Genomic DNA, 10,048 nt, shown 5'->3' on the forward strand with positions numbered 1-10,048 from the left:
GGTTATGATGTCCTATAAAACTTTTCGAGCAACAAAATATATACCGGCATCCAGTGCCAAAGGATTGCCACCTTCAGGTGAACTTTCACTCTCCCATGACGAGCGCCATATCCGCCGGAAATTACTTCATTTTGCCAATGGCGATATGATTATGGTGGATTTGAAAGAACCCGTCCATCTCTCGGAAGGTGATGTTCTCGAAGCAGAAAATGGTGAATATTTTCTCATCCACGCGGCAAAAGAACCACTTTATTCTGTCAAAGCGGCAACTCCCCTTGAGCTTACCCAACTTGCCTGGCATTTGGGCAACCGTCATCAAACTGTCGAAATTAAAGAAAATAGGATTCTTCTGTCTCGCGATCCGGTTATTCGCACTATGCTTGAAGGTTTAGGAGCTGCCATTGAAGAGATTGAAGCTCCCTTTCAACCACTCCACGGAGCTTATCACGACCATGCGGGGCACCATCATTAATGTTGCAGGGTGACGCCTCTTTACTGCGTTTGATGACGCTTTTTTCGCCCGTCTTTCCTGTCGGAGGCTTTGCCTATAGCCATGGCCTCGAACAAGCAGTCCATGAAAATTCTATTCAAAATGCCGAAGATTTGTTTGATTGGCTTGATGCTCTTGCCAATCACGGATCTCTCCATAATGACGTGGTGTTGATCGCCGAAACGTGGAGATCAACCGATCAAGGAAAATCCATTATTGCCCTTGTTGAAATAGCCAATGCCAACGCTGCCTCGAAAGAACGCTTTCTGGAAATTGATTTACAAGGCGCAGCTTTTTGTAAGGCAGTTGCCCAAACCGGTTTTTCAAAAGAAATCTATAAGACTCTTCCCTATCCGGTTGCTGTGGGCGTTCTCGGACATCAAATGGAAATTTCGTTGTCATCTGTCCTGACAGCCTATCTTCACGCATTCCTGTCAAATCTGGTACAAGCAGCAATAAGACTTGTTCCGCTTGGCCAAAGCGACGGCGTCAAAATCATGGCAAAGCTCGAAAAAACAGTTCTTGCTATCACCGGTAACAGCGATAAGCTTACACTTGATGATTTCGGTTCATGCTGTTTTCTATCCGACATCATGGCAATGCGCCACGAAACACTTTATTCAAGGATTTTCCGTTCATGACATCTTCATTTTCACCAAACGGCCCGTTACGTATCGGTATTGGAGGACCTGTGGGGTCGGGAAAAACAACCTTGACAGAAATGCTCTGCAAAGCCTTGCGCGATCATTATTCGGTTGCTGTTGTTACCAATGATATTTATACAAAAGAAGATGCCCTCATCCTCAATCGTGTTCAGGCACTGCCGGAAGACCGCATCATCGGCGTGGAAACAGGTGGTTGCCCGCACACTGCTATTCGCGAAGATGCAAGTGTCAATTTGCAGGCTATTGACGATTTGGTTAAGCGGCATCCCGACCTTGATATGATATTTATCGAATCAGGTGGAGATAATCTCGCAGCAACATTTTCTCCCGACCTTGCCGATTTGACACTTTACGTTATTTCGGTAGCAGAAGGCGAAAAAATTCCGCGTAAAGGCGGTCCAGCCATTACGCGCTCTGACTTGCTTATCATCAACAAGAAAGATCTAGCCCCATATGTTCACGCCGATCTTGATGTGATGAACCATGATGCAAAAATCCAGCGCGGCGACAAACCCTTCGTTTTCACGGATATGCTGCGCCGAGAAGGGCTTCAGGACATTATTCGATTTATCGAACAGGCAGGCGGCTTTAACCGGTAAATAAGAAAACGCCCAAATGAAAACCGTTTTTCACGGCTTAAAAAATTTTACTGCCGTGCGGATAAGGCTGATGACTTCGAACGGCTCATCCGAAGGCAAAACGATATTTGCCAGAATTTTTCAATAAAGTTTCCACGAGAGATATATTCAGAAAAATTGGTACGCCTAAGGGGAATTGAACCCCTGTTTCCGCCGTGAGAGGGCGGCGTCCTGACCGCTAGACGATAGGCGCACGGTGTAAAGCCGCTAATAAGCCTTGTTTACTCAAAGAGCAATGCCAAATTCCCAAAAAAATGAACTTATCAGGGCAAATTTTGAATATTTTTGTTTTGGAGGCTAGACACTCGAAATTTTAATGTTATAAACCCAAGCGCTCCGGTTAAAAAATCGGATTTGCCCAGATAGCTCAGTTGGTAGAGCAGCGGACTGAAAATCCGCGTGTCCGTGGTTCAATTCCGCGTCTGGGCACCATCTCATCTACTTGATTTGATTATATAATTTGGTTTATATTTACTCTAGGTTATTTTGGGGTAGACACTTTTTTAGCGTGGGGTAGACAATTTTTTATGCCGCTCATTTACCTCTTGTTCGAATTGTCGAACTACTTTTGTAAGCTTTTTTGACCGGTTTGCGCGATTCGAATAATGCTGAGCCATTGCCAAAGTTTTCTGCCCTAACATGTCTGCAATCGTTCGATCGTCAAAACCCATTTCTGCCAAAATCGTCGCTACGGTGTGTCGCAAGCCTTTTAATGTTAGCCCTTCTGACACTTTATGCTCAGCTAATAGTCGTATTTTAATTTTTTGCCATGTTGAACTTAAACCGCTTACCGCCGGATCGAACGTCAGCCCTCTACCTCCGGCCGTATTCCCTTGTCATCTTGTTTATCCTGCAAAAATTTTAATTAGACGATCAATAAACTGCTTGCCTTCGAGTGTTAAATGCAATTCTTTAGCCCGACGGTCGTTCATAGAAGGTTCTTGAATAAGAAGTCCAAGACCCTTTTTTAGTTTTCCATTTGCGCCCCGAAGGTACGACTGGGGTGATAATGATAAAATAACATTACTCATTGTTCCTTTTGAAATGTCGAATGCATCGGCGATTTTTGTAGCTTCAATACCGCTTTTCTGAGCAATAGATATTAAAACAAGTAACTTGTTAGCGTCAAAATTACCATCAATAGCCCGCATTTCAATAGCCAGCTTAAGTAAGGCTTTTAGTGCTTCGCTCGAAACTTTGTTATAGCTTTGCATTTGGTGGTTCCTTTAATCAGATATTGGTTTTATATCTGCCCACCGCAACAAAATAAAGCGCGTCAATCAAAAACCAGCTTGTTTAAGAATTAAAATCGCATGTCTTACCTCTCTTCTAACAAGTGCTTCTTCAGTTCCACGAGAGATTAACGAAGAGGCGGTTAATAGAAATTGTGCTGCAATGTTCAGTTCCTGTACCGATGGTGGCAAGCGGTGAGGCTTTTGAGGGGCTTCATTGTCCGTCAGTCTTCTCAACTTAGACATTTTGTTCTCCCAATGTTCTTATTTTTGTTCCATTTTATAGACATGAAATGAAATCAAGTAGATTTTTTCTGTCACATATTAGCGCTTCTTTAAATGAAACCAGCCGTTATAGATCTGGTACAAGACGGCTACTAAAGATAGTGCATAATATATGATGAAAATTGATAGGAAAAAATAAGTCAAGCAAAAAAGGAAAAAACAGATATAAAGATAGAGAAAGAGAATAAAAAAAATGAAATTTTTGAAGTGAATAAGATTTACAATCTTTTTTCACATATTGGTTTTATTGTGTTTTTAAGCATTCTTATGACCATTATCATGACCAAGCATCTTAAAGCATTACCTTTAGCAGCTATTATCACAAGGCTATGGGGATATTGTGATCTCCTCAAAGATTGATTTAGCTTTTTAGATTTTTCTACAAAATCTAATTGGTAGCACACACTAAAGACAACCAAAGGGGATGCCTTTCTTTTAAAAGAGAGATTGAATATTTATTAGTAATGAAAATGATGAAGGTGCACCTTAAGTTCACCTAAGTTACACCTAAGTTACACCTAAGTTACACCTAAGGTAAACCTATAGATATAACTTTAGGGGAGGCTTAGGGGGCATCCTATCTAATGGGGGGGGGTATTAAAATTTAACGGTCTATCAAACTTGTTTTAGCTTGATATTTGTCCTCCATAACTTTATCTAATTCCTTCTGTAATTCTTCGTCTCGCTGTTGTTCAGTAACTTTTTGAAGAGTGTCATTAGAAAATCGAGTGCATACAGGCTCACCAGCAAGCTCAGGAGACGTTTCTAGGTCATCTATGATGAATTGTGCCAAGCGGTCACCATATCGCGCTCTCTGAGCTTCTGTGGGGTATCTAGCGGGTATGATTCTTATTTCATAACCGCGATCAGAAAGAGAGTTATAAATTGATTGTTCAGCCTGAGGTGTTCCGAGATAAATAATCTTGCTTGTCGCGACCGGCTTGAGAATTGCCATGATGTTAGTCTCATTTGTCGTTCTAAATCACATTGTTTGTCAAACAAAAGGTTAGACATTATTCTCCCAACTGATTTATTCAATCAACCAAGCAAGACAATTAAAAATAGGTAACACATTGATTTTTAAATAAAAATTCAAGGACTGAAAATCCGCGTGTCCGTGGTTCGATTCCGTGTCTGGGCACCATCTCAATTTTTCACCTTTTTATCCTGATGTTTTTATTAATTATTCTCTTGAGTAAGAGAACGAAAAACGCTCTAATTATTCTGAAATTCTGGAATTGCCTCATCTGCCAATTCTCACTGATCGGCTATCTTTTATGTAAAGAGATCCCTTTTTTAGCTTCGCAAACCAAGTCGATTTCAACTGCGTTATTTTGACTCCAGAATTTTTTGCACGAGATGCATTCATTCTCGCACATTTAACACAAATCTATTTCTCCACTTTTATTGCAAGCCTCACGTTTATCCCGAGATCTTAATCATATATAATAGAACATCTATTTTCTCGATTTCGGTTGCACTGATATTCCATATTATTGAGACGTAAGTCGTTTTTAAGAGGATCACACTGTAAATGTCTTTGATGATCCGAACGATCAAGCAATTCTTGTTCACCTATTTTCTGCCAACCATTGGCTCAAACGCAGCTTATAAAGTGAAATGAGTTATCGAATATCAGTTTAACATACGGACACAGCCGACGTGTTAAGTTAAAAATTTCCGTATCTCAACAACAAGCCTACTTTTGCGAGACGAAAGCGGCTAAGTTTTCCTTTGAGCGAGAGATTTGAGCCATGCAATGGACCGACAAGGTGCCATTGGAAAAGTTTGTTTTCTATAATTCTGCTCTCAATTCAGCCAATCTTCTAAGTAAGCTCGAGATATATTTTTGAGCACCAATCACGCCTGCAGGAATTAAAAACTTGAGGAATAAGTTTCCTTATTTTTACTGAAAATTTTGATTTATTGAGTGAGAAAATAGCTTTGGTCTATAAGATCGCAAATTTCTTTCATAGATACTGTTCCATCAAGAACAATAGTGATCCAACTATCCTTGTTCATATGATAAGCCGGCAATAAACTACTTTTCAAAATCACTGTTCTTCTGCTTAAGCATGTAGCCTGCAATCTTCTAACAGATTGCAGCTTAAAAACCGTGCCATCTTTTGTCAGGAGCCCCACGTTATATAAAGCAGCGATAGGCCGATCAATGCACATAGTGGAGACCAGTAGCGCGTGTCATAGTAAGCAAATGTGCTATCTTTTATTTTCTTGGTAAAACCGACAAGCCGAAAATCGCCAATTGCCCTGACAATAAAAACGGCTGCAAGCAAAGTCCCACCTATTTTTAATATATAAGTTGGCAGCAAGCCGATAATCCCTGCTCCCAATTCCATTACGAACAATGTAACAAGCAACAGTGCCGAGGCAACTAGAAAAGTACCTAATTTGCTTGCATGGAAAGCCGGGACACCCTCAATATAGGGAATTACTTTTGATGATGGTTCAGCATCGGGTTTCAATACCCAATAGTAATGTGTCAAGGCAATCAAAAAAAGCACAATGACAGTGCTTAAATGGACAATGGTATAGAACATCGCGGTGGTCCAACCTTTCAAGGAATTTATTTTTGGAACAGTAATTTGAGATAAGTAGCAAAAGGATTTGGCCGGTTAGGCTCCTTTCGCAAAAGGCGGTTCACAGCTTCATTATGGCCTAATGCCATCGAGCCTCAACCAGAATTCTGCAATCAAAAGGCGGCTCCTAATCCTTCATTTTGTACAATTGCTCAACAAGACTGCCATAAAAAACTTTTTGTTCATCCATCAGCTTACTTTGGCGAGACGAGAGCGGGTTTCCAAGCAGGAGATTTGAAGCATATAATGAATTGAAAAGATTTCAATGGAAAGGGTTGGTCTCTATTGTTCTCAATTCAGACAGTTTTTGAGGTGGGCTCAAAGTATATTTTTAAGCACCAATTACGGCCGAAGGGATTAAAAAGCTCAGGAATAATTTCCCTATTTTTACCATAAAATCCGACTTAATGAGTGAGAGAATAACTTTGGTCTATGAGATCGCAAATTTCTTTCATAGGTACGGTTCCATCAAGAACAATACTGATCCAACTATCCTTGTTCATGTGATAAGCGGGCAAATAGCCGGCTGACTGACGTAAATTACCTATCATGACTGATGGGCATTTTCTAACGGTTGGAATGTCGATTATTCGATCATGATAGTTTTGTGGATAGCAGTAAAAAGTTATAATTGTCGCTCGCTTCGGTTTTTTAGGCAAGATAATCGGGGTTGGAAACGGCTTTAAAAAGCCATACGAAATCGAAAATATGTCTAACAAACTCAAAAACCGGCAGCCTATTGCACGCCGCGGTACAACCGATGTACACACTTTTTCTCGACTATAAGCATCGTCTCTACAGTCACCTTCCATCCTAATTGTTGATTCTTGCCCTTCACTAATAAGCAAAAACCATACTGGATCTATCTTCTTTAAATATAGTTAACTGAATTATATTGTAATTATATGTTTTTCTTATAATTTTTATCAACAATTTTTCGTTTTTACGATCATATTTATACAAACTACAACAATCAATATTATTTTATATCTAAAATAAAAAATATTTAATAATTATATTTAATAATAACGGTTAAACTATGTTTTTCTAGTAAAAAAATAAAAAAATGATTTTTGTTCTTTTAGCCTTATATAATCATCAGCCCTAATAGTATTATATTTTTGTCTTAAGCCGCCTGCTTTCGTTATAACTTCTATATCTGGATTTTCAATTATAGCTTTATGTATGTCATCTGAATGCGCAGGAGTATTGTTAAAAATTTTCGTGTAAAATTCTCGAAGCTGAGTCGCACCACCATTTCGGTTAATATAATTTGGAATATCGTCATAAAGTTGTCCTCTCGCAACCTTTCTATCTTCTTCATCAAATAAATATAGCATCCCTTCATCTTCACTATTATAAGAAAGCATATTCAGTCCCGAACGACCAAAGTGCGCTTGATGAAGAGCGTTGTTATGAAGCACATTATTATATTCCTGCCTAGCCCTGTAATTATTCGCGAAATGCATCAACCAATATTTATATCCATCTTTATGATTGATCGAAAATGGAGTGAAAAATGTCGAACATTCCTTAAAGACATCAAATATCAATTTTTCGGCAGCGCCTAACCATTCTTTCTTATCAATAATATCTCTAATAGCATTCAAATCTTCATAAGAAATGCCAATTCGATCTAAATTTTTTTGTATTTTCGGAATATCCGATGGTGAAGCATATTGCAAAAAACCGCCGATCATAAAGGTAAACAATATTTCAACTGATTTAAAACTATTCATAATGTCAATAATTATTTCTTTTGTTACATGAGTATATCCATATTGATCCAAATTAAAAATTACATTTTGAATCTTTAATTTATTAATTTCTTCTTTGATATATCGATAGCGTTGTTCAAATATGCAATTTGAATACCGTATTTTTATATTTAGCCCCGAATTTTTTTCCTTTATGTCAATTATCAAAGGCGCCAAATTTATTTTCAAGAGTTCAATCGCGCTCGCATCTACGTCGTTAAAAAACAAGATACAATCAAACGTGATAGGCTTGAGTCTTTGTACGGCGCGTCGGACATTTATATTTTGATATGCTTTTTGTAATTCTTCAATAAAAATTAGCGGTGAACCTGATACCCCCGTTTTATAACGTCCGGCACCTGAAAAACCGTCTACTACGGCAAGTCGGAAACTGGATTGCAGAGGATTGCCACACTTAACCGTTAAATATCTAAAGAAATACTCACGTAATATTTTAAGTTTACGCTTGGAATGTTCACCTAGTTCGGCGCCTTTTTCCCAGTCGTATGATTTTTTAGTCAATTCTTTCCCCGAAATGAATTAAAAATAATCAGTTATGTTTAAAATATCGGCATTTCATCCCAAATTTTACCCTTGTATTCACGCCCATTTGCTTTTTTTGAACGCTTTTTATTATCTTTTCCCCAAGTTCCCCATTGTTTGAAAAAAAATGCTGTTTGATATGTTAAGCACTGGTCATAAATGTCGTCAATCCATTCTTCGTGAATAGGTCGTGCTTTTGGACCGCTTTCTCCGCCGACAATCGCCCAATGAATATTTGTCAGATTTATCTTGCCAACGGGGCCAATAAGAGGTTCAAACGAGATAAATCTGATTGCAGCTGGAATATCTCTCAAAAAATCTATTCTCTTTATTACGTCAAAACTTTCCACGCTCGTGCCTAGCCAAACATTAGGTAATATGTCCGCTATTTGCGTTTTAACGAATTGCGCCATTCGATCCGGTCTCTTTGTCAAAATTTGATAATTGTGGTGTGGCGTCTGCCTCATAACTTGCCACACTTGTTTTACGAATGAATCAGAGACGCGTTCATGAAATAGGTCGCTCATCGAATTTACAAAAATTTTTCGTGGTTTTTTCCACCTCAACGGAATTGAAAGTGCTTGCCAATCTTCTCGTACAATTCCTTTCCAGACTATTCTACCACCCGATTTTCGTGTTAACCCAGCATATTTCTCCGATCCCATTGCTTCCAAACGGGCTGCCATTTTCATCGCGTAACAATTTTTACAACCAGAAGACACGATGGAGCAGCCTGCCACAGGGTTCCACGTTGCATCAGTCCATTCGATCTTAGTTTCCGGCATTTTGTCAATCCTTCAACAATATGATTGCACTGTTATACCATTAATCAGTTAAAACTTTGCTTTTCCCAACTGTCCAAAAATAAACGAACTCCACCTAATTAGACTGAAGCGCAAATATGTTTTGAGTCTATTCCGAAAGCGTTGACTTTTCTATACTAGTAAAAAACAATCTTTTTCGCGGGTTAGACTGAAGATTGTCAGTTTACGAGATTTTGCGGATAGCAGTAAAGTGACGATTGTCAATGGTTCCTGATGCAAAGCCCCACCAGAACGCGTTGTACGGAAGTGCAAGACATCGACACGTTGCATATTCTATCTGAGTGAGGCTTAAAACCGCGTTTGCTGCCAAACGTCAGATCAATTTCAGCTGTAGGCAAAGAGACAAGTGACCCTCTGGATAGCTTTCATTTGGATCTGAGGTGAACAGTATAAAGGCCGTAGCCATCACACACGCCCAAGATCTCCACTTATTAAGCGGCAAGGAGGTGACTCGATAGATATCCGGCCAATTGCCAGCTTGGGTATTTGAAGCCACTATTTTGAAGGAGGTAATTTAATTACCTCATGGTCATGTGAGGTGTTTCAGCAGGATGTTTTTGACGGGCGTTTCGCTAGCAAGTAACGAAGCTGGTTTTTCCCGAAGCAGGATTTAGGTTTTAACATACTGATATTTGCGCGATAGCATTATATTGGCCGTTATTTCTGCTCTGCATTACACAAACGCCAAACAACGAGCATTTGAATGCTATCAGAGCGACAAACTCAGCTGATTCAATAAGAGCAGCAGCTCAAATGTCTTCATCTTTTTTAACAAAGCTTTTAACCGTTATCAGTGTTTTTTCGGTGCTAAAGTTTCAAGATGGTAATATCTAAACCATTGAACTTATCATTTAATCATAACCAACAAAAACACCCCTGCCGGTTATAGAAAGCGGATATCAATAGGTAAGTAAAAAGATAGGAAGATAAGGATTGGTTGCGGGGGCAGGATTTGAACCTGCGGCCTTCAGGTTATGAGCCTGACGAGCTACCGGGCTGCTCCACCCCGCGCCAAGG

The 10,048-nt window shown here is 39.3% G+C and carries 12 protein-coding genes and 3 tRNA genes; 4 read left to right on the top strand and 11 right to left on the bottom strand.

Annotated elements, in window-relative coordinates; genetic code table 11:
• Positions 1-4 precede the first annotated feature (4 nt).
• Genes H3S82_RS11055 through ureG form a run of 3 tightly spaced genes read left to right on the top strand, consistent with a single transcriptional unit; the run spans position 5 to position 1,754 of the window.
• Positions 5-472, top strand: a complete 468-nt coding sequence (locus H3S82_RS11055) for an urease accessory protein UreE (protein WP_246786921.1) — start codon at positions 5-7, stop codon at positions 470-472.
• On the top strand, positions 472-1,131 hold the full coding sequence (locus tag H3S82_RS11060) for an urease accessory protein UreF (protein WP_198233164.1): 660 nt from the start codon (positions 472-474) through the stop codon (positions 1,129-1,131). The genes H3S82_RS11055 and H3S82_RS11060 overlap by 1 nt, the downstream gene beginning before the upstream one ends.
• Positions 1,128-1,754, top strand: coding sequence for an urease accessory protein UreG (gene ureG / locus H3S82_RS11065; RefSeq protein WP_198233163.1), 627 nt, complete (start codon positions 1,128-1,130; stop codon positions 1,752-1,754). Before H3S82_RS11060 ends, ureG begins: the two co-directional genes overlap by 4 nt.
• Positions 1,755-1,911: 157 nt before the next feature.
• On the opposite strand, the gene H3S82_RS11070 is transcribed toward ureG, so the two are convergent.
• Positions 1,912-1,986 (bottom strand) — tRNA-Glu (locus tag H3S82_RS11070).
• Positions 1,987-2,149: 163 nt separating this feature from the next.
• Between H3S82_RS11070 and H3S82_RS11075 the strand changes: the two genes are divergently transcribed.
• Positions 2,150-2,225 (top strand) — tRNA-Phe (locus tag H3S82_RS11075).
• Positions 2,226-2,296: 71 nt separating this feature from the next.
• Here the strand turns inward: H3S82_RS11075 and H3S82_RS11080 are convergent.
• The 10 genes from H3S82_RS11080 to H3S82_RS11125 form a co-directional block, all read right to left on the bottom strand.
• Complete coding sequence (locus tag H3S82_RS11080) at positions 2,297-2,602, bottom strand: tyrosine-type recombinase/integrase (RefSeq protein WP_198228574.1); 306 nt, start codon at positions 2,600-2,602, stop codon at positions 2,297-2,299.
• A 36-nt stretch (positions 2,603-2,638) separates the two neighbouring features.
• Positions 2,639-3,007, bottom strand: coding sequence for a hypothetical protein (locus H3S82_RS11085; RefSeq protein ID WP_198233162.1), 369 nt, complete (start codon positions 3,005-3,007; stop codon positions 2,639-2,641).
• A 66-nt stretch (positions 3,008-3,073) separates the two neighbouring features.
• Positions 3,074-3,271 (bottom strand): hypothetical protein, encoded by a 198-nt coding sequence (locus H3S82_RS11090; protein ID WP_198228398.1) that lies wholly within the window; start codon positions 3,269-3,271, stop codon positions 3,074-3,076.
• Between the two features lie 643 nt (positions 3,272-3,914).
• Complete coding sequence (locus H3S82_RS11095; protein WP_198233161.1) at positions 3,915-4,265, bottom strand: hypothetical protein; 351 nt, start codon at positions 4,263-4,265, stop codon at positions 3,915-3,917.
• A gap of 968 nt (positions 4,266-5,233) precedes the next feature.
• Positions 5,234-5,488 carry an MmcQ/YjbR family DNA-binding protein gene (locus H3S82_RS11440; protein ID WP_369459163.1) on the bottom strand — a complete coding sequence of 85 codons (255 nt, stop codon included), beginning with the start codon at positions 5,486-5,488 and terminating at the stop codon, positions 5,234-5,236.
• Complete coding sequence (locus H3S82_RS11105) at positions 5,440-5,868, bottom strand: DUF3995 domain-containing protein (RefSeq protein ID WP_075915077.1); 429 nt, start codon at positions 5,866-5,868, stop codon at positions 5,440-5,442. The genes H3S82_RS11440 and H3S82_RS11105 overlap by 49 nt, the downstream gene beginning before the upstream one ends.
• A 443-nt stretch (positions 5,869-6,311) precedes the next feature.
• On the bottom strand, positions 6,312-6,719 hold the full coding sequence (locus H3S82_RS11325; protein ID WP_255519375.1) for an MmcQ/YjbR family DNA-binding protein: 408 nt from the start codon (positions 6,717-6,719) through the stop codon (positions 6,312-6,314).
• Positions 6,720-6,944: 225 nt separating this feature from the next.
• Positions 6,945-8,186 (bottom strand): three-Cys-motif partner protein TcmP, encoded by a 1,242-nt coding sequence (locus tag H3S82_RS11115; RefSeq protein WP_198233158.1) that lies wholly within the window; start codon positions 8,184-8,186, stop codon positions 6,945-6,947.
• Between the two features lie 38 nt (positions 8,187-8,224).
• Positions 8,225-8,992: a phage Gp37/Gp68 family protein gene (locus H3S82_RS11120; protein WP_198228394.1), complete on the bottom strand. Its 768-nt coding sequence runs from the start codon at positions 8,990-8,992 to the stop codon at positions 8,225-8,227.
• 973 nt (positions 8,993-9,965) lie between these two features.
• Positions 9,966-10,042, bottom strand: a tRNA-Met gene (locus H3S82_RS11125).
• Between the last annotated feature and the right edge of the window lie 6 nt (positions 10,043-10,048).

The organism is Bartonella sp. M0192 (genome assembly GCF_016102305.1).
Classification (GTDB): Bacteria; Pseudomonadota; Alphaproteobacteria; order Rhizobiales; family Rhizobiaceae; genus Bartonella; species Bartonella apihabitans.

Bases quoted from the DNA above. Each gene is read 5' to 3' on its own strand.
- H3S82_RS11440 (WP_369459163.1), bottom strand. From the start codon at position 5,488: ATGTGCATTGATCGGCCTATCGCTGCTTTATATAACGTGGGGCTCCTG.
- H3S82_RS11095 (WP_198233161.1), bottom strand. From the start codon at position 4,265: ATGGCAATTCTCAAGCCGGTCGCGACAAGCAAGATTATTTATCTCGGA.
- H3S82_RS11120 (WP_198228394.1), bottom strand. From the start codon at position 8,992: ATGCCGGAAACTAAGATCGAATGGACTGATGCAACGTGGAACCCTGTG.
- H3S82_RS11060 (WP_198233164.1), top strand. From the start codon at position 472: ATGTTGCAGGGTGACGCCTCTTTACTGCGTTTGATGACGCTTTTTTCG.
- H3S82_RS11325 (WP_255519375.1), bottom strand. From the start codon at position 6,719: ATGGAAGGTGACTGTAGAGACGATGCTTATAGTCGAGAAAAAGTGTGT.
- H3S82_RS11090 (WP_198228398.1), bottom strand. From the start codon at position 3,271: ATGTCTAAGTTGAGAAGACTGACGGACAATGAAGCCCCTCAAAAGCCT.
- H3S82_RS11055 (WP_246786921.1), top strand. From the start codon at position 5: ATGATGTCCTATAAAACTTTTCGAGCAACAAAATATATACCGGCATCC.
- ureG (WP_198233163.1), top strand. From the start codon at position 1,128: ATGACATCTTCATTTTCACCAAACGGCCCGTTACGTATCGGTATTGGA.
- H3S82_RS11105 (WP_075915077.1), bottom strand. From the start codon at position 5,868: ATGTTCTATACCATTGTCCATTTAAGCACTGTCATTGTGCTTTTTTTG.
- H3S82_RS11085 (WP_198233162.1), bottom strand. From the start codon at position 3,007: ATGCAAAGCTATAACAAAGTTTCGAGCGAAGCACTAAAAGCCTTACTT.